Below are 23,629 nucleotides of genomic sequence, written 5' to 3'. Positions count from 1 at the left end.
CAGCTACTCAACCAGTGCAACAGACTTAACCTGCGCCCAGACCGAGAGCCCTGGCTGCAACGCCAGCGCATCCGCGGCACGCGCGGTGATGCGCGCCAGCAGGCGGGTCGGGCCACACTGCAAAGCTACCAACACCTGTGAAGGATGCGCATCGGGCGTCACCGATTGCACGACGCATGGCAGCACATTCTGGATACTGCTTTGCTCGGGAGCAAGCATTGCAATGCTGACATCGCGCGCCAGTACGCGCAGCCGCACGGCGCGCCCCGGTGCCAGGCCGCTGTCACGCAGCCACAGGCCACCGCCCTCAAAGTCTGCGCGCGCAAGACTCCAGCGCGTATCGATTTCACCAATGTGCGCATGCAGCAATGCACCGACCTCATCGGCGGTTATCGCGGGCCCGTGCTGCCCGCCCATTACTTCGGCCACCGGGCCGCAAGCGGTCACGCGGCCCAGCGACAGCGTGACCAGTGTGTCGGCCAGCTTGGCGACTTCGTCGGCTGCGTGGGTGACGTAAAGCATCGGGATTTTCAATTCATCGCGCAGCCGCTCCAACCACGGCAACACCTCTTTGCGACGCGCCGGGTCCAGCGAGGCCAGTGGCTCGTCCAGAAGCAGCACGCGCGGCGCGGTGGCCAGTGCGCGCGCTATCGCCACGCGCTGGCGTTCGCCGCCCGATAACTCCTGCACACGGCGCGACAGCAGCGCGCCGATGTCCAGCAGCGCAATCGCATCCTTGAGCGCCTGGGCCGCAGCTTGCGGGTCGCTGGCGCGTTGCTGGCCGTAGTGCAAATTGCCCTGCACGTTCAGATGTTCCAGCAAGCTGGCTTCTTGAAACACATAGCCGATCGCACGCTTCCATGGCGGCACAAACAGCCCGCGCGCATCGTCCTGCCAGGTCTCGCCAGCAATGTGCACCAGCGCCCGGTCAGCCCGCTCCAAACCAGCGACGCAGCGCAGGATGGATGTCTTGCCCGAGCCCGACGGGCCCCACAGCACGGTGATGCCGGTGGACGGTAATTGCAAATCCACGTTGACCGCAAAGGCGTTGCGCTGCAGCGCCAGGCGCACGGTGTTGGCGGGCGCGGTCATGGCAACACCTTTGTGTTGCGCCGGTTGAACCAGCTTAAGGCCAGCAGCACGACAAACGAAAACAGCAACATGGCCAGCGACAGCGCGTGGGCTTGCGCGTATTCCAGCGCTTCGACATGGCCGTAAATCTGCGTGGAGACCACGCGCGTCTGGCCGGGGATATTGCCGCCAATCATCAGCACCACGCCAAACTCACCGACGGTGTGCGCAAACGTCAGGATGGCAGCGGTCACAAAGCCGGGCCGCGCCAGTGGCAAGGCGACCGTGAAGAAGGCATTGAGCGGTGAGGCCCGCAGCGTGGCGGCGACCTCCATCGGGCGTGGGCCTATGGCTTCAAACGCGTGCTGCAGCGGTTGTACGGCAAAGGGCAGCGAGTACACGACCGAGCCTATCCACAGACCGGTGAACGTGAACGCCAGCGTGCCCCAGCCCAATGCGTGGGTGAACTGGCCAATCGGCCCGTTGGGGCCAAAAGACACCAGCAAATAGAAGCCCAAAACAGATGGTGGCAACACCAGCGGCAGCGCGACCACAGCGCCAATGGGTGCACGCCAACGTGAGCCAGTACGCGCCAGCCACCAGGCCAGCGGCGTGGCCAATACCAGCAAGGTCAGCGTAGTCAGCGCGGCCAACTCAACGGTCAGCGCAATCGCAGCGAGATCAGATCGGTCCAAGAGAAGATATCCGTGCGGTGCAGCTTGCCATGGTTACGCATGCGCGTCGCTGCAGGGAGCGGGCGCAATCAGGGGCAGGCTCAGCACAAAGCAGGCGCCGTGGGGCAATACATGCTGCAACTGCACTCTGCCGCCCATCTGGCGGGTCACGATGTTGTGCACGACGGAGAGGCCCAGGCCCATGCCGCCGCGCCCCAGTCGGGTGGTGAACATGGGGTCAAAAATACGACTCTCCATATCCGCTGCAATGCCCACGCCGTTGTCGCTGACGGTTATCTCCACGGAGTTAGCGCTGTAGACGGCGTGCAGCCGGATTTCACCCGCCTGTCGGCCTTCAAAGGCGTGCACCTGTGCATTGCCCAGCATATTGATCAGCACCTGGGTCAACAAATCCGGGTAACTGGTCATGGCAATGCCGCTGGGAACGTCGTTGACCAAGTTGATGTAGCTGCCCTTGAGGCTGTTCTGAACGCTGGCGCAGGCCACCGTGGCGACTTCCAACAAATCGAAGGTACTGAGTTTTTCGGTGGCGTCGCTCTCCGCCAGCGTTTTGAACCGGGTGACCAGCGAGGCGGCGCGCGCCAGGGAGCGCTCGAGCACTTCGCTGCCTTCCAGGGTCGCTTCCAGAAATTCGGTGAGGGTCGATTTTTTGAGCTGCCCCGTATTCGCAAGCTCCTGCACGTCGCGCACGCGCGAACCCAACGTGGAGCCTACGGTCAGCGCGTTGCCAATGGGGGTGTTGAGTTCGTGGGCCACGCCCGCCACCATGCGCCCCAGCGACGCCAGTTTGCGGCTTTCGATCAGGTCGTTCTGCGTCTGGCGCAGGTTGTCCAGCGTGACGGACAGCGTGGCGTTGGCGTCGGACAGTTCCCTGGTGCGTTCGCCCACGCGCGATTCCAGCGCTTCGGCATGCAGCGCAATTTCTGCTTCGGCTTTTTTGCGCTGTTCATTCTCGGAGCGCAGGCTGTTGTTGACATCACGCAATTCGCCGACCAGCTTGGCCAGCGCGCGGCGCGTGTTTTCCAAGCTGCGGCCCACGCGGCCCACTTCGTCGTCGCGCAGCCAGACCGCTGGTTCGTCCAGCCGACCATCGGCCAGGGCTTCGGATTGTTGGACCAGCGTGTCGATGGCGCGGGTGAGCCGCCAGTGCAGCGTGGCAAAAATCAACAGGATGGCGGCCAGGCTGATAAAGGACGTGCGCCAGAAGAAGCGCTGTTGTGCTGCCGACGTCGCAGCTATCACGCCATCTTCATTGACATACACCGTTACGGTTCCCAGTGTGTTGCCTTGCATCTTGATTTCACGCTCGGCAGAGTCGGTATTGGTTCGCCGCACCTCACCGCGGCGCATGAAGACTTGTCCCTCTGGCAGGCGCCGCACCACAATGGCCGACACCTTGGGGTCTTCCATGATCTTGTCGACCAGGGGCTCTGCAAATCCTTGTGCCAGCTGCCACAGCGGCTCACGTAGGCTAACGGCCAACAGATCGGCGTAGCGGTCACGGTCACTGGCAAGTTCTGTGGACAGGCGTTCCTGGACTTCCTGCTTTTCGTACACAAACGCCAGCCACGACGGCACCATCAGCCCGGCCAGCAGGGCCAGGAGCAGTACATAACGCAGCGACAAATTTCTAATTGAAAGCCATTGCATGGACATGCGACCCAAGTGAGCGTAAGCGGGCACTCACAGCTTACCAATAAAAAGCCGGTGCAATGGGCTTCGTGAACAGGTTTTTCAGTGCTTCGGTTGTTAAGTTTTAGCGGCGGGCTGCAGCAGCACGACCAGCGCGCCCGCGCCACCCTGCGCAGGCTGGGCCTGCACAAAGGCCGCCACTTCACTTTTTTGCACCAACCAGCGGTGCACCTTGTCTTTGAGCACCGGGGTTTTGCCGGGCGAACCCAGGCCCTTGCCGTGCACCACGCGCACACAACGCCACCCCGCGCGGTGGGCATCGCGGATAAAGGCTGACAGTGCTTCGCGGGCCTCGTCGCTGCGCAGGCCATGCAAATCGACCTGCCCCTGAATCGTCCATTTGCCGCGACGCAGCTTTTGCGCGACATCGGGGCCAATGCCGGGCCGCAGAAAACTCAGGCGCTCATCGGTATCGAGCAGGCTGCCGACATCGACCTCGTCGCTCAGCGATTCCTTGAGGGCTGCTGCGTCATCCAGAAGCTGTTGCCGAGGGATCGGGGCCGGCGGTGCGGCTTTCAGCGAGATACGGCCCGTGTCTGGCAGCACGTTCACGCGTCCCACGGCCGCCTGAAACAGATTGCGTTGGGCCGCGCGCTGTTTGTCTTCCAGCACCTTCCGTGCGGCAGCCTCTGCCGCTTTGCGCGCCTGGTCTTCAATCGCCGCTTTAACGCCCTTAAGGTCGGCCAGTGAACTGATTTTGACTGCGCCGCGTTTGGGAGAAGTCACATCAAACCCTTCTCGGCCATCGACAGCGCGTCACCGGGGCCCACGATGATGTGGTCCAGCACGCGCACATCGACCAATGCCAGTGCGGCTTTCAGCGTTTGCGTCAGCGCCTCATCGGCACGCGAAGGTTGGACGGTGCCACTGGGGTGGTTGTGCGACAGCACCACGGCGCTTGCCTGGTGATGCAGCGCGCGAAGCACGACCTCACGGGGATAGACGCTGGTTTGCGTCAGCGTGCCGCGGAATAGCTCTTCCAGCGCGATCAGCCGGTTTTGCGCGTCCAGAAACAGCACGGCAAACACCTCATGGGGCCGCGTGCTGAGATGCAGTTGCAGGTAATGTTTGACGGCGCCGGGCGAGTCCAGCACTGTGCGTTCCTGCAACTGCTGCGCCATCGCGCGGCGCGCCAGTTCCAGCACCGCCACGATCTCTGCGCGCTTGGCAGGGCCCAATCCTTTGACGCGCTTGAGGTCGTCGGCCGTGGCATTCAGCAGCCCGGCAATGCCGCCAAACCCGGCGCTGCCGTCCTTGTCCGTAGCCTTGGGTAATTGCAGCAGTTCGTGCGCCAGTTGCAGCACGCCTTTGCCTGCAATACCGGTGCGCAACAGCAGCGCCAGCAGCTCCACATCGCTGAGCGCACCCGCGCCGCGCGCCAGCAGCTTTTCGCGGGGGCGGGCGTCGGGCGGCAGGTCTTTGAGGGGCATGGAGGAGGGGTAGCAGGCCCGTGAGCCCGACTTTCTACAATAGAGGGAAGATTATCAGGACTTCCATGACCACATTGACCGCCGCCCCAACAGCCCATGTCCAGGCCGGCTCCTTTTTGACATTGCATTACCGCCTGAGCGGCCCGGCCGGTGACGTCATCAATACCTTTGATGGCAAGCCCGCCACGCTGAGCCTGGGCACGGGCGAACTGTCCCCGGCCGTTGAGGAGTGCCTGATCGGCATGCCCGAGGGCGAGCGCCAGACCTTTGAGCTGCCCGCAGGCGCCGCTTTTGGCGAGCGCAACCCCGAAATGCAGCAATGGCTGGCGCGCAAGGTGCTCACGCAAATGGGCGACCCGAATGAAACCTACCGCGCGGGCGACGTGGTGCAATTCCCTACGCCCGATGGGCAAGGCCAGTTTGCTGGCGTGGTGCTGCAGGTAAGGGACGATGGCGCTGTGCTATTCGACTTCAACCATCCGCTGGCTGGCCAGCCAGTAACGTTTGAAGTCCATGTGATAGGGGTGCTGTAACCGTGATCGAATCCATTCAAGACATCATCCTCGCGGAGCCGCGCGGCTTTTGCGCGGGCGTAGACCGTGCCATCGAGATCGTGGACCGTGCGCTGCAGAAGTTTGGCCGTCCGATCTATGTGCGCCACGAGATCGTGCACAACACCTATGTGGTCAATGACCTGAAGAACCGCGGCGCCGTTTTCATCGAAGACCTGGACGAAGTGCCACCCGGCGCCACGCTGGTGTTCTCCGCCCATGGTGTGAGCCAGGCGATCCAGAGAGAAGCTGCCGCACGCGGCTTCCGTATTTTTGACGCCACCTGCCCGCTGGTCACCAAGGTGCACGTGGAAGTGGCCAAGCTGCACAAGGAAGGCTACGAGTTCATCATGATCGGCCACAAGGGGCACCCTGAAGTGGAAGGCACGATGGGCCAGCTGGACAGCGGCATCCATTTGGTGGAAGACGTGGCTGATGTGGCACGCGTGCAGCCCAGCCAGACCGCCAAGCTTGCCGTGGTGACGCAAACCACGCTCAGTATGGACGACGCGGCCGAGATTTCGGCGGCAGTGAAGGCGCGTTTCCCGCAGGTGCGCGAGCCTAAGCAGCAGGACATTTGCTACGCCACACAAAACCGGCAAGACGCGGTCAAGATATTGAGCCCGCAGGTGGATGTGGTGATCGTCGTCGGCAGCCCGACCAGCTCCAACAGCAACCGCTTGCGCGAAGTGGCGCAGAAGCTGGGCACGACCAGCTACATGGTGGACCACGCGGATGAGCTGCAAGCCAGCTGGTTTGAGGGCAAGCAGCGCGTGGGTCTGACCGCCGGCGCGTCGGCCCCGGATATTTTGGTGCAAGCAGTCATCGACCGGCTGCGGGCACTCGGCGCGGTTTCCGTGCGCAAGATGGACGGTCTGGAAGAAACCATCAAGTTCCCGCTGCCCAAGGGTTTGCGCCTCGACGACGCTATCTAATTCATAGCTGCTTACGCAATAAAATAGGGCGCTACTGGCCTTTTTGTCTCTGAAGAAATTTACCCATGCTTGATATCACGCTGCTACGCAAAGACCTCGATTCGGTCATCGCCCGTCTGGAAACCCGCAAGAAACCCCAGGCTTTCCTCGATGTGGACGCATTCCGCACACTGGAGTCCGAACGCAAGACGATTCAGATGCGTACCGAAGAGCTGCAAAGCAAGCGCAACACACTGTCCAAGCAAATCGGCATGCTCAAGGGCAAGGGTCAGCACGCCGAGGCCGATGCCGCCATGGCCGAAGTGGGCAGCCTGAAGTCTGAACTGGAAACGTCTGCCGCGCGTCTGGACGCTATCCAAGCCGAGATGCAGACGCTGTTGCTGGCCGTGCCCAACCTGCCGCACGAAAGCGTGCCTGTCGGTGCCGATGAGCATGGCAACGTGATGGTGCGCAGCTGGGGCAAACCCAAGACCTACGACTTTGAAGTCAAGGACCATGTCGATCTGGGCAACCCGTTGGGTCTGGACTTCGAAATGGGCGTCAAGCTGACTGGCGCACGCTTCACGGTCATGAAGGGCCAGATCGCTCGTCTGCACCGTGCGCTCGCCCAGTTCATGCTGGACGTGCAAACCAGCGAGCACGGCTACACCGAGTGCTACACGCCCTATATTGTCAATGGCGACACGCTGCGTGGCACGGGCCAGTTGCCCAAGTTTGAAGAAGACCTGTTCGCCGCCAAGAAGGGCGGGCAGGAGGGTGAGGCGCAACCGGACCATACTGCGCTGTACCTGATTCCTACAAGCGAAGTGTCGCTGACCAACTTTGTGCGCGATGTGGTGTCTGCCGAGACCGATCTGCCGATCAAGCTGACCGCCCACACGCCTTGTTTCCGTTCTGAGGCGGGCAGTGCTGGCCGCGATACGCGCGGTCTGATTCGCCAGCACCAGTTCGACAAGGTGGAGATGGTGCAAATCACCCACCCGGACCACAGCTACGAAGCATTGGAGGCCATGGTTACCCATGCCGAGGCGATCCTGCAAAAGCTGAATTTGCCGTACCGCGTGATGAGCTTGTGCACCGGCGACATGGGCTTTGGCGCGGCCAAGACCTATGACCTGGAAGTCTGGCTGCCTGCGCAAAACACCTTCCGCGAAATCAGCTCGGTGTCCAACTGCGAGGCCTTCCAGGCGCGCCGCCTGCAGGCCCGTTTCAAGAACGCCCAGGGCAAGAACGAACTGGTGCACACGCTGAATGGTTCCGGCCTGGCTGTGGGCCGCACGCTGGTGGCGGTTTTGGAGAACCACCAGAACGCCGATGGCTCGATTACCGTGCCTGAAGCACTGCGCCCGTACATGGGCGGATTGACGACCCTGAAGGCCTGATAGAATCACGCCTTCGTTTCGACCGACGCGATTTCAGGAGAGGTGGCAGAGTGGTCGAATGTACCTGACTCGAAATCAGGCGTACCGCAAGGTACCGTGGGTTCGAATCCCACCCTCTCCGCCAAATGCAAAGGGCCTCTGTTCCACAGAGGCCCTTTTTTTGTTTGAAGGTCCAGTAGTAGACTGGATTGATGCGCGATGAACTGACTTTGAACGCCAGCCTCAAGGGTTACCCGATGTGGGCTGAGCCGTGTGAACTGACTGAACTTGGCGGTAAAGGCTGGCATGTGCTGGATGGCATGCGGAGTTTCCCGTTAGCGGTTTTGCGTCGCACGGCACTGGAACACAACATCGCCTGGATGCAGGCCTTTGCCAACCGCAAAGGCGCGCTGTTGGCCCCACATGGCAAAACCACACTGTCCCCGGAGCTGATGCGCATGCAATTGGCAGGCGGAGCATGGGGATTGACGTTGGCCAACGCCCACCAGGTGCAAGTGGGTATTGAGGCCGGTGCCAAGAACATCATCATTGCCAATCAGGTGGTGGCGCAAGCGGATCTGGACGGTCTGGAAGCGTTACTTGTTGCACACCCTGATGTGCACATATGGTTTTTGATGGATGACAAGGCGCATCTGGAAATTTTGCATGCCTGGAGTGAACGCAGGCAAAGCCCACGGCGGTGGAACCTGCTGCTGGAAATAGGCATGGACGGGCAACGGACCGGCTGTCGCAGTGTGGAGCAGGCGCTGGAATTGGCGCAGGCCATCCACGACAGCCCTTGTGCGCTGCTTGGCGGCGTGGAATGCTACGAGGGCGGTTTGGCGCATTGCGTCAGCGACGAAGATAGCCGGGCTGTGTCTGCGTTGGTGGACCGCGTGAACGAGACAGTGCGGCGTATCGACGACTTGGCGCTGTGGGCTGGCACGCAGGTGTTGATTTCGGCCGGCGGTTCGGCGGTGTTCGATTTGGTCGTGCCTATGCTGGCGCAGCGGGCATTGCGTCTGCCCATGCATGGGGTGTTGCGCTCTGGCTGTTATGTGACGCACGACCATGGCCGCTACGCGCAGTTTCTCAAGCTGCTGGAGCAGCGTGAAGGGCTCAGCGAATCCTTGAAACCTGCGCTGGAGGTGTGGACGCTGGTGCAGTCGGTGCCGGAGCCCGGTCTGGCATTGCTGACCTGCGGGCGGCGGGATATTTCGTTTGACCAGCAAATGCCTACCCCGGTGTGGTGGGCGCCTGCCGGCCTGCGCGCGGGCGATGCGGTACACAGCGCGCCTTCGGAGTGGCAGGTCACTGCCTTGAATGACCAGCATGCCTATTTGCGGTTCGATGCGTCGCGGTCGTCTCCCCGGATCGGAGATCGCGTTGCACTGGGCGTTTCGCACCCCTGCACCACGTTTGATCGTTGGCGCTGGATGGCAGTGATCGAAGACGATGGGCGCATCTCGGGCGCTATCAGCACGCGCTTCTGATCTCACCCTGCGAAATGTGCTTTTTCCTTTACACATGTAACGTGTAAAGTTTCGGTTTCTCCAGCGAAAGCGGCGCTAAATTGTCATCCGGGTAGCCCAGCATGTCGTTAAGGACGTGGGCACATTGGCTTTTGCTGGTGGCTGCCCGCTTGTTGGAGAAATATCATGCGCAAACTGAATACATTGGTAATGGTCTTGGGTAGCCTGGCTGCCACTACGGTCGCGATGGCGCAGGACGTCGGGCGGGTCATTTCCTCCACCCCGGTGATGCAGCAAGTCGCCGTGCCGCGCCAGGTTTGCTCCACCCAGCAAGTCGAGGTCCAGCGCTCCACCAGCGGCGCGGGCGCGCTGATTGGCGCGATTGCAGGCGCTGCGCTGGGCAATGCGTCCGGTGGCCGCCGTTCTGACCGAGCCGCAGCTTCGGCCGTTGGTGCAATCGGTGGAGCCATTCTGGGTGACCACATTGAAGGTAGTGGCGATACGCAGGTGCGCGATGTACAGCGCTGCGGTACGCAGACCAGCTACGAGAATCGCGCGGTGGCCTACAACGTGGTCTACGAATTCGGCGGCAAACAATATTCCGTGCAGATGCCGCAAGACCCAGGTCCCACAATTGCTTTGCAGGTCGCGCCAGTAGGTGCCACCAATCCAGCTCCGCAAAATTACAGCACCGTGCAATCGTCGCCCCAGGTGGTGTACGCCCCCGGCCCGGTGGTTGTCACGCAGCCGGTGTATCCGGTGTACTACCCACAGCCCTACTATGTGCGGCCCTACGTGTCGCCGATTCGCGTTGATCTGCAGTTTGGCTCAGGCGGCTGGTACGGCCGTGGCGGCCACCGCCGCTGGGACTGAGCGCCGCCCTGGTTAAGCCCGCGCAAGCGGGTTGGGTGTAGGCTCTTCGATCTTGACCAGATCGTTGCGATCGATGTGGTGGAAGGGCTCGGCCTGGCCCCGGATCATCATGACCGTATCTTCCTCGTAAGACCAGCTTCCATCCGGGTGGATGCTGACATCAATCCGGAACTCGATCGTGCGAAACGCGTGCTCCAGAAAAGGCACGGAGCAAATCCCGAAGTTTTGATGCCCCTCAGTTGCCACCAGGCTGAATTGCGTGGCATCGGGTGCGGCAGTCCCACTGGCCATTGCCACCATGCCACGCGGAATGGTCAACGTATGGATGATCGTGCGCGTCGCAGGTTCCCATAACCAGTAGCCCACCTGCTCATGGTAGGTCTTGACCTGCTCCGGCTTGGTCATGCGGGCGTAGTAACGCAGGCCGTACAACAGTTGCGGGCCGTTGGTAACCGGGTCTATGGGCTGCAGCTCGATGCGTTCTACATACGCCTGTTTGCGCGGGCCGTCGGCCTTGGGCTTGACGTCCAGCCCTTGGGCGCCTTGCCAGACGCCCGCCATGCCGCGCAGCGGGCCTAGGTTGTTCAGGGTATTGAGATCCAGCGGCGCTGGTTCGGTGTAAATGTCGCTGGGAAAATCACTCATTTCAATCGCAAGGAAGATCCACTTAATTTGAATGTCGATACTACGTCAGCCAGGCGCTGCGCCTGCTCACGCAGGCTTTCGGCTGCAGCGGCGGATTCTTCCACCAGCGCTGCATTTTGCTGCGTCATTTGATCGAGCTGCGCGACTGCGGTGTTGACTTCACCAATGCCCAGACTCTGTTCATTGGCTGCGGCCGAGATCTCGCTGATGATGTTGGAGACGCTCTGTACCGAGCCCACGATCTCCGTCATGGTTTCGCCCGCATGGGCCACCAGCCGCGAGCCGGAATCCACTTTTTCCACCGAGGCGTTGATCAGGTTTTTGATTTCCTTGGCAGCTTCTGCCGAGCGACCAGCCAGGCTGCGCACTTCGCTGGCAACCACCGCAAAACCGCGCCCCTGTTCACCCGCACGCGCCGCCTCTACCGCAGCATTCAGCGCCAGGATATTGGTCTGAAACGCAATGCCATCAATCACGCTGATGATGTCGGCAATCTTGCGTGCGCTGGTGTTGATGTCCTCCATGGTGGTGACTACTTGGGACACCACGACACCGCCGCGTGCGGCCACTGTTGCAGCACTGGAAGCGAGCTTGTTGGCTTGCTGCGCCGACTGGGCGGACTGCGCCACCGTACCCGTGAGTTGTTCGGTGGACGCAGATGCACGCTGTAGATTGCTGGCGGTCTGTTCGGTACGTTCGCTCAAATCCTGATTGCCGGTGGCGATTTCGGAGCTGGACAGCCGTATGGATTCGGACGAGTCACGCACGGTGCTGATGGAGCGGTTGAGCTGGTCGGTCATGGCCCCCAGCGCCTTCATCAGATCACCCACTTCGTCGGAGCGGTCGGTGCGGGCATCCACCGTCAGATTGCCGTCTGCGACCTCGCTGGCGACGCGACTGGCGCGCGCCAGCTCCTTGACGATCTTCTCCTGCATCAGCCACGACAGCCACACCGCAATCACGCCTGCCGCGATTGCCACGGCGGCCAGTGCCAGCGAGATGGTTTTGCCTTTGGACTGCGAGAGGGTAATGGCCGCCTCCGATGTGGCTTCAATGTGGGAGGTTGCCGCCGAAGACACCTTGATAAGGTCCTTGAAACTGGCGTCTGCACGCTGCATCGCCGAGATGCCGGTGTTGGGGTCGATGGAGGCGAAGTTAATGGCAGCGTCGGCCTGCTTGGCGTAGGTGTCCACCAAGGTCAGCATGTTCTTGATGTCGCCTTGCAACTGCGCGTCGGCCGCGCTGTCGGCCAGCGTGCTGACCACGCGTTTGACACCATCGAGTTGCTTGCCCAGATCTGCCCGTGTGCTCTTGACTTTGGCATCGTCCAGCGATGCGACGATAGCTACGGTGCGGTAGACGTTGGCATGCACCTCGGCCAGCTGCTGATTGGCGCTGGCCATGGTCTTGAAGTCATCCAGGCTGCTGCGCGAGGCCATCAAGCCGTTTTCAGCCTGCGCGTTGAGCATCCAGGTGCTGATCTGGCCGGTCAGTATCACGACGGCTGCCGTCAGCAGTGGTGCGGCCAGCAGTTTCATTCCCAGTTTCATGGGGTCTCCCGGTAGGCCGGCCGATCAGCCTATTTGTAGATGCCAGCGCAGGCGACCAGTTCTTCCACCTTTTCGCAATACATGCTCTTGGGTTCGATTTTCTTGGTGGTGGGGTTGGTGAACTTGTAGTCCTGCCAGAAGGTGCCCTTGGACTTGGCCAGATCAATGCGCTCCTTGATATACGGCTTGCCGTCGATATCCAGCATGTCGATCATCGAGGCACCCACCAGCTTGGCATTCGCGCCATGGGCTTGCACCACGCCATCCATGCCGTAGATCACCAGGTACAAATCCCTGTCGGCCCACTTCGCATCCTTGGCGGTGACTTCGGTGAACAGTTTGCTCTTGTCCTTGCCGGCGCCCTTGATGGCGGTGACGCCCTTTTTGACCATGGCCGTTGCTTCTGCTGCCGTGGCCTTGGAGTCCGCGGCTTGGGCTTGCAACCCCAAGCCAGCTGCTGCGAGAGTCAGGGCCAATGCAAAGGTACGGGAAAAGTAGTTCATGTTGTCTCCTTCGAGGGTTGTGGATGTTTGCGTCTGTTATACCGCAGGCCTACCACCCCCACAAGAGGGACTTCGTGAGCACCTCGCTGGCAAAAAGCCTGCGAGAAACAGGCTTACTCCGCTGTTTGTGCCAATGACGCCAGCGTATGCGCCAACGCATCTGTGTCAGGCGCGGGTTCCAGTTGGTTGGCCAACGTTGCCAATGCGGCAAGGCCTTGCTGCTGCAACTGGCTTATGGCTTGTCCTGCCACCTTGGGCGACTCAAATCCCAGGCTTTGCAACACGATGCTGCCACTGGCATCCACCAGCTTGAAATAAAACTTACCGTCTTTCTCGCGGTACTGCTTGAAGCTGGCGGTCGCTACTTTGGCCGCTTTTGCTGTCGTCGCTCCAGCGGAGGTTGCCAGACCGCGTAGGCCGACCGCGCTGCGCAGCGTTGCCATGAAAGGCGTGGCAATTGCGCGGGCTTTGATGGCGCCGGCCAGCAAGGCGGCTTCAATTTTTGCGGGATCGTTCATCAACGCTTCGTAGGTCGCACGCATGGGCGCCACTTCGCGGTCAATGCGCTCGAACAGCATGTCTTTGGCATCACCCCAGGCGATGCCATCCGCATAGGCTTTGCGCAAGCCCTCTGTCTCTTCTTCACTGGCAAAGGCCTGGTAAATCTGGAAGAGCGCCGAACCTTCGGTGTCCTTCGCCTCGCCGGGCAGGCGCGAGTCGGTCTTGATGCCGGCGATCAGTTTGCGCAGTTGGTCACGCGGTGCAAAGAGCGGAATGGTGTTGTCGTAGCTCTTGCTCATTTTGCGGCCATCCAGGCCAGGTAGCGTCGCAACGCTTTCTTCAATCACGGCCTGCGGTGGCACAAAGTGCTCGCCGTAGCGGTGGTTGAAGCTGTTGGCCATGTCGCGCGCCATTTCGATGTGCTGCACCTGATCGCGCCCCACAGGAACCTTGTGCGCGTTGAACATCAGAATGTCCGCACCCATCAGCACCGGGTACATGAACAGGCCAGCGGTGACATCCATGTCCGGTTCTTGTCCGCTGGCGGTGTTCTTGTCCACCGCGGCCTTGTAGGCATGCGCACGGTTCAGGATGCCCTTGCCGGTGACGCAGGTCAGAAACCATGTCAGTTCGGGGATTTCTGGAACATCGGATTGGCGGTAGAAGGTGACGCGCGCCGGGTCCAGACCTGCTGCCAGCCAGCTCGCCGCGATTTCCAGCGTTGAGCGTTGGATGCGCGCGGGTTCGTCGACCTTGATCAGCGCGTGGTAATCGGCCAAAAAATAAAAGCTCTCGACGCCCGGGGTGAGACTGGCGCGCACTGCAGGGCGAATGGACCCCACATAGTTGCCCAAATGCGGAGTGCCGGAGGTGGTGATGCCGGTGAGGAAGCGAACGGTACTCATAACGTGAATTTTCAGGAGAAGCCCAAAAGCATGGCCAATGGGGAAAGAATCAGACTCAAAAGGCCGTAAGACAACGCCATGACCGGCTGCATCCAGAGGCTGCTGACAATACCCGTGATGACGAGCGCCATCACGATGAAAAATCCGTACGGCTCAATCCGCGACACCATCGCAGCCTGCCGGTATGGAAGCAAACCCACCAGGATGCGCCCACCATCCAGGGGAGGTAGAGGGAACAAATTGAAAGCAAACATCACCACGTTGACCAACAGGCCGGCTTGGCAAACCTTCATGAAAAACGGTTCCATCACGCCAGCCGCTTGCAAGGTATACAGGCCTGCACCCCAGAGGATTGCCTGGGCAAAATTCGCCGCTGGGCCCGCCAGTGCCACCCACACCATGTCGCGTTTGGGGTTGCGCAGTTTGTCAAAACGCACCGGCACTGGCTTGGCGTAACCAAACAAGAACGCACCGGATGTTGCGAAATACAGCAACAGAGGCATCAGTACGGTGCCTATCGGGTCGATGTGGCTGGTTGGGTTCAACGTCACGCGTCCCATCATCCAGGCCGTGTTGTCGCCGAAGTAACGTGCTGCGTAGCCGTGTGCCGCCTCATGCACCGTGATCGCGAAGAGCACGGGCAAGGCGTAAATGGCAACGGTTTGAATCAGGTTTGCAAAGTCCACGGCGCTATTGTCTCAAAGTGGTAGTTGGCGTTTACAAGCCCAGGCGCGCGATGTCGCCCCGGCCTTGGCGAATCACCTCAGGCGCATCGCCGGTCAGATCAATCACCGTCGTTGGCTCTTGCGCACAGGCGCCCGCATCAATGACAACGGCAATCTGGTGCTCAAAGCGCTCGCGAATGTCCTGCGCATCGTTCAAGGGTTCGGTATCGCCGGTTGCTATCAAAGTAGTTGCCAAGAGCGCTGATCCATGCAGCGCCAGCAGGTCCTGGAGCACTTTATGTTCGGGAACCCGCAGGCCAATGGTCTTGCGCGAAGGGTGGCTCACGCGCCGTGGCACTTCCTTGCTGGCTTCCAGGATGAAGGTGAACGGGCCGGGTGTGGCGGACTTCAGCAAACGGTATTGCTTGTTGTCCACGCGCGCGTAGTTGGCCAGCTCACTGAGATCACGGCACAGCAACGTCAGGTGGTGCTTGTCATCGACGCCACGGATGCGGCGCAGCGTATCTGCTGCAGCCTTGTCGTCCAGGTGGCAGACCAGCGCGTAACTGGAATCGGTAGGCACCGCGATGATCTGACCCTTTTCCAACAAGGCGACGGTTTGTTTCAGCAGTCGGGGTTGGGGGTTGTCAGGGTGTACTTCGAAATACTGGGCCATGGCTATTGAATGCGCGAAGCCAGAAGCTCCCACACCGGCGTCAGGTGGCCTGGCAAAAAGGGCAGGGTGCCCAGCTCGGTATGGCTTTCATCCGGGCTGTGGAAATCGCTACCACGTGAGGCGGCCAGCCCGTATTCCTGCGCCGTTGCCGCATAAATCGCGTACTCAGGGACAGAGTGGCTGCCGGTTACCACCTCCACGCCCTTGCCGCCATGGGCCTTGAATTCGGTGAACAGCGCGAACTCTTCGTTCGCGCTGAAGTGGTAACGCGCGGGGTGGGCGATGACAGCCACGCCTCCGGCCTGTGTGATCCAGGTCACCGCGTCTTTGAGTGCGGCCCAGCGGTGCGGCACAAACCCCGGCTTGCCTTCGGTCAGGTATTTGCGAAACACCTCGTTGGTTTCCCTGCAGACGCCGCTCTCGACCAGAAAGCGCGCGAAGTGCGTACGGGAAATTAGCTCGGGATTACCGACAAATTTGAGTGCGCCTTCGTATGCGCCCTTGATGCCGACTTGCGCCAGGCCATCCGACATTTCCATCGCACGCTCTTTGCGTCCACCGCGTGTTTGCTGCAGGCCTTGGCGCAGCGCTTCGTTGTCTGCATCAAAACCCAGACCGACGATGTGTACCGTCTTGCCTACAAAGGTCACTGAGATTTCGACGCCGGTCAGGTATTTCATGCCTTGCGCACGGGCCGCTGCAGCAGCGCGCACCTGGCCGCCAATCTCGTCGTGGTCGGTCAGAGACCAGAGTTCTACGCCGTTTTTGTGTGCACGCTCAGCCAGTGCTTCCGGCGTGAGGGTACCGTCGGAGACGACAGAGTGGCAATGCAGGTCGGCGTTGAGAATGGAGGTCACAGAGCCATTTTAGGCTCTGGACGTCAGAAGGGCGCCGGGCTGTGGAATTCGACCTTGCTTTGGGAGCGCGGATGCAAGAATTGCAGCGCACATGCGTGCAGCAGAAGTCGGGGTGTGGCTGCAGCGATATCCGTAGGCGCATACAAGGCATCACCCAGAATAGGATGGCCAATCGCCAGCAGGTGCACGCGCAGCTGGTGTGAGCGCCCGGTTTCCGGCTCCAGTGCGACGCGGCTAGTGCCTTGGTTGGCATCCCGGGCTATCAGTCGAACGCGGCTGATGCTGGCTTGTCCCGTGGGGTCGATCATCCGTAACGGGCGGCGCGGCCAGTCCACCCGGATGGGCATGTCAATCGTGCGCCAGGCGTCCATCGGCGCATCGATCTGGCCGTGCACTACCGCCTCATAGCGTTTGTGAACCTGCCGCGCTGCAAAGGCGGCGTTGAGTGCGCGCTGCATTTCAATGCCGCGGGCCATCGCGATCAGGCCAGAGGTGGCCATGTCCAGTCGGTGAACCACCAATGCGTCTTGAAACTGTTGTTGGACGCGGGCGCTCAGGCAATCTTCCATGCCTTCGCCGCGTCCCGGTACCGACAGCAAGCCACTGGGCTTGTTCAGCACGATCAATGATTCATCAGAAAAAACAACGTCCAACCCCGCTGGGGGCTGGTACTTGTCAGCCGCCTTCACGTTCGGCAATCAGGCGTTGCACGGTCTCGCACAGCTCATTGACATCATTGGGCTTGTAGATCAATGCGCTGGCACCTTCTGCCAAGGCGGTGCGCTCGATGTCGGGTGTGATGTAGCCTGACGCCAGCGCCACCGGCAATCCAGGCCACTGGTTGCGCACTGCGCGTAATAGATCGACACCGCTGAAGCCCGGCATGTTGTAGTCGGTCACCAGCAGATCAAAGCCCTGCGGCGACGCGTGCAAGGCGGCCAGGGCATCGCGCGGATCGGTGAAGGTAGTCACCGCAAAGCCTTTGCGTTGCAACACCCGTGCCACCAAAAACACCAAGGCCTGGTCATCGTCTACATACATGACGCGGCGCCCACCGCCGCGCACTTCAGGTGCGGGAGCTGCTACGGCGCTGGCAGGGGCCACCTGCTCATGGGTGACCGGGAAATACAGTGAAAACACACTGCCCTGGCCCGGAGTGCTGTCCACTTGTACCGCGCCCCCATGGGTTTGCATGATGCCGTGCACCACGGACAGGCCAAGGCCCGTTCCCTGGCCGACTTCGCGCGTGGTGAAGAACGGCTCGAAGATGCGCTCTATCGTGGCCTGCGTCATGCCGTTGCCGGTATCACGAACTCTCAAAGCCACATAGTCGCCTGCGGGCAGACCCATGCGTTCGCATTCGGGCGGGCTCAGTTGTGTGCTGCCCAGCTCGATGGCGACGGAGCCCTTGTTCTTGCCAATCGCCAGGATTGCATTGGTACACAGGTTCAGCACCGCCTGCTCGACCTGTGTGGCATCGGCCAGCACCGTTGGGTTATTGGCCTCGACGGTGACGCTCAGGCGCACCGACGGCGGCAAAGTCACCTTGACCAGGCGTGCGGTTTCGTGCACCACTTCGGCCATTTGCAACGCAATACGCTGTGGCACCTCATTGCGGCTGAAAGTCAGAATCTGTCGCACCAGATCGCGCGCGCGCCGTCCGGCTTTGTCAATTTCCAGCAGACTGGTTTGTGCTGGAGCGCCATCCGCGGTGTCCTGCCGGGCCAGCTCCACGTTGCCCAGAATTGCGCTCAGGATATTGTTGAAATCGTGCGCAATGCCGCCAGCCATCGTGCCCATGGCCTGCATCTTTTGCGACTCGCGCAGTTGTGTTTCCAGTGCAATACGCTGAGACTCCGCCTGCTTGCGCGCACTCAAGTCCCGTACAAACAGCGTGGTGATGGCGCCATGGTGCAGGTGCTGCCCCCGTTGCTTGATGTCCGGCGGGGCGCTGCTGTGGATCACTGCGCGGGTGCGCAATCGGCGCTCCAGCGACACGCTGATTTCAACAAAAATGGTTTTGCCTTGCATGTTGGTTGCCTGGAACTCGCCCAACATGGCTTGCGCCGGAACCTCACCATTCGCCAGCGCGCGCTCAACCTCCGGCAGAAAGCGCCCCAATGGCATTGCCAGCGCCTGCTCCGCCGGGCAGGCGAATAGCGCCGTGGCCGCAGGGTTGAACACCGTGATGTGCTGGCTCTCGTCCACGCACAGGATCGCGTCCAGCGAAGAGTTGATGATGGCCGCCATGCGGTTCTCGCTGAGCAGCAAGTCTTCGTTGCGCTGGCGCAGGATAGTGGCGCTTTCCTGCAGGGCCTGGCGCTGTGTCAGCAGCGGCCCCTGGTCGATCACCGCACAGGTGAAATGCGCCAGGTCGCCTTGCGGGTTGTCGATGCGCGCGATGTGCAGGTCGCCGGTGAAGTTGCCGCGCGAACCGGCAATGAACACCACTTCACTGACTTCGCTGGTGCCCGCTGTACGCGCATTGAGAAACGCCACCGCTACTTCGTCGGCATGCGTCGTTGCCACAAAGGGCAGCAGGAAGTTCAGTGGTGCGTCGGACTCCAGTGGTTGAAACAGGCGCTGTGCCATTGCATTGCTGGCCAGCACCTGGCCCACCTCGTCCACCACCATCAGCGCCAGCGGGACGCTGGAAAACAGTGTCGCAAACCGCTCGGAAGCGCCTTCCGCCTCCTGCTGGCTGTAACGCAAGGCTTTATTCTGGATTTCCAGTTCGGACTGGTATTTGCGCAGGTCTTCGATCATCTGCGCCGGCGCGTAGCCGTCGATGATCAGGTCCTGCTCGGCGTCAATCCGCGAATCGGCGAACTGTTTGGGTCGCGGGATGACCTTGAACTTTTTCCTGCGCGGCAGACCGATCATGGGCGTGCTTCCACGGTCAGGCGGGGCCGGGGCATGGAGAGGCGTGGCATGGGTGGGTCAACGGGCTTGCAGATTGCGTTGCCGGTTTATATCAAACTCGCTGACGGGCGCTGCGCGGTTGCCCCAGGCGTTGCGGATGTAGGTCAGCACCGCGGCGGTTTGCGCATCGTTCAACTGCAACTGGAACGGCGGCATGCCATAGGGGCGTGGGTTGCCGAGGGTAGCCGGCGCATAGCCGCCTTGCAAAACGGCTTGCACCAGATTCTCCGTGCGCGTCATCGTGACGGCGCGGTTGCCTGCCAGTGCCGGGTAAGCGCCTGCGCGGCCTTCGCCGCTCTTGCCATGACACTCCGCGCAATGGCGCTCATACAGTGCCGTGCCTTGTGAAGTCAAGCCAGTGGCGGGTTCGGTGGAACTGGTTTTTGCAGAAATCGTACGCATGTTGGTCTGCAGATAGCGCCCCATCGCATCCGCGTCTGCATCGCTCAAATATTGGGTGCTGTGCGCTACGACTTCCGCCATCGGGCCGCTGGCGTTCGCACGCGTGTTGCTGCCCTTCTGAAGAAAATCGCGTACCTCGATCTTGGTCCAGGCACCTATGCCAGCTTCCGCAACATCGTCCAGCGCGGGCGCGTACCAGCCCTGCACACTCAACGCATTTCCTGACATCCATTTGCTGGTGCCCATAGCGCCCAGCAGGTTGCGTTTGCCATGGCATTCGGCACAATGTCCCAGCCCCTGTACCAGGTAAGCGCCACGTTGCATTTGCGCATCGGCGGTCGCTGGCACTACGGGTGTCGCAGGTTCAAAGAAGGCCAGACGCCATAAGCGCAACGCCCATTGCGTGCTGTACGGGTAACGCAGCGTATGGGGCGTGTTCGCGCGGGCTGTGGCTGGCAGCGACTGCAGAAAAGCCCAAAGTGCATCGGAATCTTCCCGTGTGACGTGCGTGTAGCTGGTGTACGGAAATGCCGGGTATAGCAAGCGGCCGTCGCGCGACTTTCCGTGGTGCAGCGCCTGCCAGAAATCGTCTGCGGTCCAGTTGCCAATGCCAGTTGCCTTGTCGGAAGTGATGTTGCTGGAGAACACCGTGCCAAACGGCGTGTCTATCGGTTTGCCGCCTGCGTAGCTGGCGTCGCCCGGTGCGGTATGGCATAGCGCGCAGTTGCCAATGCGGGCCAGATAGGCACCGCGTTGCAGGGGGGCGTCTATGGCTGCCGGACGCTGCTCCTTACCGCACTGAAAGTCAGCCGCGGTTGTTTTGGGAGTTGTTGAGTTGGCGGGTTTATAGACCGCAGGCGGTGGCTGGGATGACAGCCACACCGCCAATGCACTGATGTCCTGCCCTTGCAGCTTGCGCGCGATCTGGCCCATGCAGTCGGGCGCATGCGCCTGGCGCTGCCCGGTTTGCCAACCGCCCAGTTGCGCGTTGATGTAGTCGCGTGGCAGGCCCAGCAGCCCGGGCGTTTGCGGCAGCATGCCGGTCAACGCAGTGCCGTGGCACTGCGTGCAGGCGGGCAGGCCACGCTTGGTGTCACCGTTTTGTGCCAGCGCTTTGCCACGCTCCAACAAGGCTTTGTCAGCCACTTGTGAAACCGGGGGCGGGTAGGGCAAATCGAGACTGGAGAAATACTGCGCCAATTCCCACAAGTAGGTCTCATTCAATGGGGCCAGCAGGCCCTGCATCAGCGCATAGTGGCGCCGGTCTTCGCGGAAATTCAGCAGCTGGTTGTAGAGATAGCCAGCGGGTTTGCCGGCAAGGCGGGGGTAGTAGCCATCTGGCCCGGCTTTGCCCTGGTCGCCGTGGCAGGCGGTGCAGGCTTTGGCGCGCTGCGCCATGCTGTCTTCAAATGCCGGTGTGGCCGACGCAGTGGCGCAGAGCAGTGTACCGACGGCGAGCGCGCACAGCGCGCGCAGCAGCTGCAATAGAGCGCTAAGCGTCCGCCCAAACCACAGGCTGGTGTCGCGCGGTCCAGTTTTCGTATTGCGCGCTATAGGCTTCTTCGATGCGTGCACGCTTGACTTTCAGGGTGGGTGTGACGAATCCGTTTTCGGGAGTCCAGGCAATGGTCACCACCGCCAGACAATCGAGTTTCTCATGCGGATCGAGCTTGGTATTGATCTGCGCCAAATGCCCCTGCAAAGACGCCACCAATGCGGTCTTCCCATCTGGGCCCGCGCAGCGCGAAACGGCTTCCTGTGACAGCATCACGACCGCGAGCGGTTGCGGCAGGTTAGCGCCCGTCACGGCGCAGGCCTCTATATCGGGGTGCAGTACCAGCAGGTCTTCAATCGGTGCGGGGGCTACGTACTTGCCCTTGCTGGTTTTGAAAATATCTTTCACGCGCCCGGTGATGCGCAACTGGCCTGCGCTGTCGATGCTCCCCTTGTCACCGGTGCGCAACCAGCCGTCGGCCGTCATCGTCGCCGTGGTTTGTTCGGGCTCGCGGTAGTAGCCCAACATCATGGCGGCACAGCGCATCTGGATTTCGCCTGTCTCCGGGTCGATGCGGCTTTCCACTTCGTCATAGGGCATACCAACTGAGCCAGTCTGGCGCCCGCCGGGCAACGTGGAATGCGACACACCGCTGTTCTCCGTCATGCCGTAGACCTCGATCAAATCCAGTCCCAAGCTGCGATACCACTGCAACACATCAGCAGGCATGGGGGCGGCGCCACCTGCTGCAATGCGACATTGGTCCAGGCCCAGGCCTTTCAGAATCTTGCGGCGCACGATGCCGCCCAAGAGTGGAATGCGCAGCAGCTTTTGCAGCTTTTGCGCAGGCATTTTGGAGTGCACGCCCTGCTGGAACTTGACCCATAGCCGCGGTACCGAAAAGAAAATCGTAGGCCGCGCGCGTTGTAAATCCTGCACAAACGTATCCAGCGCCTCGGCAAAAAATACATGACCGCCATAACGCAGCGAGGCCTGCTCGATCAACATGCGTTCGGCCACATGGGCTAACGGCAGGTAGGAGATATAGCGGTCTTCGCTGTTCATCGTGACCCGGCGCGTGGCGCTGGTCACGCCCCAAGCCATGGTCTGGAAGGTGTGGACCACACCCTTGGGCTTGCCGGTGGTGCCGGAGGTGTAAATGATGGTGCTTATGGCGTCCGCCGCAGGTGCAGGTGTGCCGGTCAGCGGCGCCGTCTTCTCCAGCAGATCCGTCCAACGCAGGCCCGGAAGTTCAGGTGCCAGTGGCAAGGTAATCACCGGGATATGCGTACGCACGCCCTTCACATTGGCCGTGTCGTCCAGCTTGCCGACAAACAGTGCTCGTGATTCGCTGTGCTCCAGGATGTAGGACAGCGAATCAGCGTTGAAGGTCGGATAGATCGGAACGGACACATAGCCCGCCATCAGAATGGCCAGGTCGGACAGAATCCAGTGCGCGCTGTTCTTGCCCAGAATCGCAACCCGACTGCCCGCGGGCCAGCCCTGCTGCTGCAGCCAATGTGCCATGCGGCGTACTTGGTCTGCGGCCTCCGTCCAGGTGATCTCCTGCAGTACGCCGCTACCCATGGGCTGAGTCAGGTAGACCTGATTGGCACGCTCGCGCTCCCAGCGGTAAAGGCATTGCAGGGGCAAATCGGAGGAGGAAACAGTGATGGGTAAAGTCATGAATCCATTCTTCACGCACCCCACGTGTGGGGCAATGGTGTTGACCCTAGGTGACGTACTTTTTGTGGCCAGAGGAGGCCATTTCCATTTGCAGCGACAATCTAGCCTCTTTTTTTGTTTCAGGTTTACGTTTTTACATGTCCAGTACGACCACCTATACCGTGCGTCCCGCCACCTTGCGCGATGCCAAGGCCATCACCGAAGTCCATAACCAGAGCGAGCGCGAATCGCTGCAAGTCACGCTGGGCGATGTTCCGCTGCCTTTCATTCCCACTGACAAGCGCCAGGCCTACTGGCGCGAAGCGATTGAGTACGCCGAGCCGCAAGTGCAGGTTGTGCTGGATGACGAGAAGATCATCGGCTTTGTCGGCTTTGACCGTTCCCGCGACAAGGGCACGCCACCTACGATGGGCGAAATCTGGGCCATCTATGTGCCCGCCGCCCACCACGGCAAGGGCGTCGGCCTGGCACTGTGGGATGCGGCCCGAGAAGGTCTGATGGAAGAAGGTTGTACCCACGTCAGCATCTGGCTGCCATTGGCCAACGAGCGCGTGCTGCGCTTCCACGAGCTGGCTGGTTTCAAGCGCGAAATCTCTACCGCACGCACCGCTCCTCTGGGCAATATCAAGATTGAGGAAATCCGCCTCAAGCGTCCGCTGAACTAGGGCTCAAAGCAACAGATGCGCATGTTCGTTACCCGTAGGTAACGTTCAGGCGCATCGGCCAACGATGTTGGCTGGTA

The 23,629-nt window shown here is 61.0% G+C and carries 22 protein-coding genes and 1 tRNA gene; 7 read left to right on the top strand and 16 right to left on the bottom strand.

All coding sequences use genetic code 11. The features are described 5' to 3' along the window. Window positions 1–3 precede the first annotated feature (3 nt). The 5 genes from modC to radC form a co-directional block, all read right to left on the bottom strand. Window positions 4–1,092, bottom strand: coding sequence for a molybdenum ABC transporter ATP-binding protein (gene modC / locus AC1DV6_RS04270; RefSeq protein ID WP_477975446.1), 1,089 nt, complete (start codon window positions 1,090–1,092; stop codon window positions 4–6). Beyond that, a complete protein-coding gene (modB, locus tag AC1DV6_RS04265; RefSeq protein WP_477975444.1) occupies window positions 1,089–1,766 on the bottom strand; it encodes a molybdate ABC transporter permease subunit in 678 nt (225 codons plus the stop codon). The genes modC and modB overlap by 4 nt, the downstream gene beginning before the upstream one ends. A 33-nt stretch (window positions 1,767–1,799) precedes the next feature. After that, a complete protein-coding gene (locus tag AC1DV6_RS04260; RefSeq protein WP_477975443.1) occupies window positions 1,800–3,392 on the bottom strand; it encodes a sensor histidine kinase in 1,593 nt (530 codons plus the stop codon). 123 nt (window positions 3,393–3,515) lie between these two features. After that, the gene (locus AC1DV6_RS04255; RefSeq protein WP_477975441.1) at window positions 3,516–4,184 is read right to left on the bottom strand and encodes a Smr/MutS family protein; all 669 of its coding nucleotides are present in this window, start codon (window positions 4,182–4,184) and stop codon (window positions 3,516–3,518) included. Continuing rightward, window positions 4,181–4,888, bottom strand: a complete 708-nt coding sequence (gene radC, locus AC1DV6_RS04250) for a RadC family protein (protein ID WP_477975440.1) — start codon at window positions 4,886–4,888, stop codon at window positions 4,181–4,183. Before radC ends, AC1DV6_RS04255 begins: the two co-directional genes overlap by 4 nt. A 65-nt stretch (window positions 4,889–4,953) precedes the next feature. Between radC and AC1DV6_RS04245 the strand changes: the two genes are divergently transcribed. The 6 genes from AC1DV6_RS04245 (at window position 4,954) to AC1DV6_RS04220 (ending at window position 10,080) form a co-directional block, all read left to right on the top strand. Then, the gene (locus AC1DV6_RS04245; protein WP_477975439.1) at window positions 4,954–5,421 is read left to right on the top strand and encodes an FKBP-type peptidyl-prolyl cis-trans isomerase; all 468 of its coding nucleotides are present in this window, start codon (window positions 4,954–4,956) and stop codon (window positions 5,419–5,421) included. 2 nt (window positions 5,422–5,423) lie between these two features. Next, window positions 5,424–6,374, top strand: coding sequence for a 4-hydroxy-3-methylbut-2-enyl diphosphate reductase (gene ispH / locus AC1DV6_RS04240; RefSeq protein WP_477975438.1), 951 nt, complete (start codon window positions 5,424–5,426; stop codon window positions 6,372–6,374). 65 nt (window positions 6,375–6,439) lie between these two features. Continuing rightward, window positions 6,440–7,756, top strand: coding sequence for a serine--tRNA ligase (serS, locus tag AC1DV6_RS04235; RefSeq protein WP_477975436.1), 1,317 nt, complete (start codon window positions 6,440–6,442; stop codon window positions 7,754–7,756). Between the two features lie 36 nt (window positions 7,757–7,792). Further along, window positions 7,793–7,880, top strand: a tRNA-Ser gene (locus AC1DV6_RS04230). Window positions 7,881–7,947: 67 nt separating this feature from the next. Continuing rightward, window positions 7,948–9,228 (top strand): amino acid deaminase, encoded by a 1,281-nt coding sequence (locus AC1DV6_RS04225; protein WP_477975434.1) that lies wholly within the window; start codon window positions 7,948–7,950, stop codon window positions 9,226–9,228. Window positions 9,229–9,393: 165 nt separating this feature from the next. Then, window positions 9,394–10,080: a glycine zipper 2TM domain-containing protein gene (locus AC1DV6_RS04220; protein ID WP_477975432.1), complete on the top strand. Its 687-nt coding sequence runs from the start codon at window positions 9,394–9,396 to the stop codon at window positions 10,078–10,080. Window positions 10,081–10,092: 12 nt separating this feature from the next. On the opposite strand, the gene AC1DV6_RS04215 is transcribed toward AC1DV6_RS04220, so the two are convergent. From AC1DV6_RS04215 to AC1DV6_RS04165, 11 genes are all read right to left on the bottom strand, one after another. Beyond that, window positions 10,093–10,725 (bottom strand): FABP family protein, encoded by a 633-nt coding sequence (locus tag AC1DV6_RS04215; RefSeq protein ID WP_477975430.1) that lies wholly within the window; start codon window positions 10,723–10,725, stop codon window positions 10,093–10,095. After that, complete coding sequence (locus AC1DV6_RS04210; RefSeq protein ID WP_477975428.1) at window positions 10,722–12,275, bottom strand: methyl-accepting chemotaxis protein; 1,554 nt, start codon at window positions 12,273–12,275, stop codon at window positions 10,722–10,724. Before AC1DV6_RS04210 ends, AC1DV6_RS04215 begins: the two co-directional genes overlap by 4 nt. A gap of 29 nt (window positions 12,276–12,304) precedes the next feature. Further along, on the bottom strand, window positions 12,305–12,778 hold the full coding sequence (locus tag AC1DV6_RS04205) for a cache domain-containing protein (protein WP_477975426.1): 474 nt from the start codon (window positions 12,776–12,778) through the stop codon (window positions 12,305–12,307). 113 nt (window positions 12,779–12,891) lie between these two features. Beyond that, window positions 12,892–14,184 (bottom strand): tryptophan--tRNA ligase, encoded by a 1,293-nt coding sequence (locus tag AC1DV6_RS04200; RefSeq protein WP_477975424.1) that lies wholly within the window; start codon window positions 14,182–14,184, stop codon window positions 12,892–12,894. Window positions 14,185–14,195: 11 nt separating this feature from the next. Then, the gene (locus tag AC1DV6_RS04195; RefSeq protein WP_477975423.1) at window positions 14,196–14,870 is read right to left on the bottom strand and encodes a site-2 protease family protein; all 675 of its coding nucleotides are present in this window, start codon (window positions 14,868–14,870) and stop codon (window positions 14,196–14,198) included. A 31-nt stretch (window positions 14,871–14,901) separates the two neighbouring features. Next, complete coding sequence (locus tag AC1DV6_RS04190) at window positions 14,902–15,525, bottom strand: L-threonylcarbamoyladenylate synthase (RefSeq protein WP_477975421.1); 624 nt, start codon at window positions 15,523–15,525, stop codon at window positions 14,902–14,904. A 2-nt stretch (window positions 15,526–15,527) separates the two neighbouring features. Then, window positions 15,528–16,382 carry a 3',5'-nucleoside bisphosphate phosphatase gene (locus AC1DV6_RS04185; protein ID WP_477975419.1) on the bottom strand — a complete coding sequence of 285 codons (855 nt, stop codon included), beginning with the start codon at window positions 16,380–16,382 and terminating at the stop codon, window positions 15,528–15,530. A gap of 23 nt (window positions 16,383–16,405) precedes the next feature. After that, the gene (locus AC1DV6_RS04180) at window positions 16,406–17,080 is read right to left on the bottom strand and encodes an RluA family pseudouridine synthase (protein WP_477975417.1); all 675 of its coding nucleotides are present in this window, start codon (window positions 17,078–17,080) and stop codon (window positions 16,406–16,408) included. Beyond that, entirely contained in the window at window positions 17,058–19,148 is a 2,091-nt protein-coding gene (locus tag AC1DV6_RS04175; protein WP_477975970.1) for an ATP-binding protein, read from the bottom strand. The genes AC1DV6_RS04180 and AC1DV6_RS04175 overlap by 23 nt, the downstream gene beginning before the upstream one ends. A 174-nt stretch (window positions 19,149–19,322) precedes the next feature. After that, a complete protein-coding gene (locus AC1DV6_RS04170) occupies window positions 19,323–21,281 on the bottom strand; it encodes a c-type cytochrome (protein ID WP_477975415.1) in 1,959 nt (652 codons plus the stop codon). Next, the gene (locus tag AC1DV6_RS04165) at window positions 21,199–22,887 is read right to left on the bottom strand and encodes an AMP-binding protein (RefSeq protein ID WP_477975413.1); all 1,689 of its coding nucleotides are present in this window, start codon (window positions 22,885–22,887) and stop codon (window positions 21,199–21,201) included. Before AC1DV6_RS04165 ends, AC1DV6_RS04170 begins: the two co-directional genes overlap by 83 nt. Before the next feature lie 137 nt (window positions 22,888–23,024). Between AC1DV6_RS04165 and AC1DV6_RS04160 the strand changes: the two genes are divergently transcribed. After that, a complete protein-coding gene (locus AC1DV6_RS04160) occupies window positions 23,025–23,552 on the top strand; it encodes an N-acetyltransferase family protein (protein ID WP_477975412.1) in 528 nt (175 codons plus the stop codon). Window positions 23,553–23,629 lie beyond the last annotated feature (77 nt).

It is taken from the genome of Rhodoferax sp. P2_H8_2, assembly GCF_056403235.1.
Note: the sequence above shows the minus strand (reverse complement) of the source record. Positions and strands in the feature narration are given on the sequence as shown.

Excerpts from the sequence above, each read along its gene's own strand:
- serS (WP_477975436.1), top strand. The coding sequence starts at position 6,440 with ATGCTTGATATCACGCTGCTACGCAAAGACCTCGATTCGGTCATCGCC.
- AC1DV6_RS04245 (WP_477975439.1), top strand. The coding sequence starts at position 4,954 with ATGACCACATTGACCGCCGCCCCAACAGCCCATGTCCAGGCCGGCTCC.
- AC1DV6_RS04210 (WP_477975428.1), bottom strand. The coding sequence starts at position 12,275 with ATGAAACTGGGAATGAAACTGCTGGCCGCACCACTGCTGACGGCAGCC.
- AC1DV6_RS04160 (WP_477975412.1), top strand. The coding sequence starts at position 23,025 with ATGTCCAGTACGACCACCTATACCGTGCGTCCCGCCACCTTGCGCGAT.
- AC1DV6_RS04190 (WP_477975421.1), bottom strand. The coding sequence starts at position 15,525 with ATGGCCCAGTATTTCGAAGTACACCCTGACAACCCCCAACCCCGACTG.
- AC1DV6_RS04225 (WP_477975434.1), top strand. The coding sequence starts at position 7,948 with ATGCGCGATGAACTGACTTTGAACGCCAGCCTCAAGGGTTACCCGATG.
- AC1DV6_RS04200 (WP_477975424.1), bottom strand. The coding sequence starts at position 14,184 with ATGAGTACCGTTCGCTTCCTCACCGGCATCACCACCTCCGGCACTCCG.
- AC1DV6_RS04165 (WP_477975413.1), bottom strand. The coding sequence starts at position 22,887 with ATGACTTTACCCATCACTGTTTCCTCCTCCGATTTGCCCCTGCAATGC.
- modC (WP_477975446.1), bottom strand. The coding sequence starts at position 1,092 with ATGACCGCGCCCGCCAACACCGTGCGCCTGGCGCTGCAGCGCAACGCC.
- AC1DV6_RS04175 (WP_477975970.1), bottom strand. The coding sequence starts at position 19,148 with ATGATCGAAGACCTGCGCAAATACCAGTCCGAACTGGAAATCCAGAAT.
- AC1DV6_RS04205 (WP_477975426.1), bottom strand. The coding sequence starts at position 12,778 with ATGAACTACTTTTCCCGTACCTTTGCATTGGCCCTGACTCTCGCAGCA.
- AC1DV6_RS04220 (WP_477975432.1), top strand. The coding sequence starts at position 9,394 with ATGCGCAAACTGAATACATTGGTAATGGTCTTGGGTAGCCTGGCTGCC.
- AC1DV6_RS04215 (WP_477975430.1), bottom strand. The coding sequence starts at position 10,725 with ATGAGTGATTTTCCCAGCGACATTTACACCGAACCAGCGCCGCTGGAT.
- radC (WP_477975440.1), bottom strand. The coding sequence starts at position 4,888 with ATGCCCCTCAAAGACCTGCCGCCCGACGCCCGCCCCCGCGAAAAGCTG.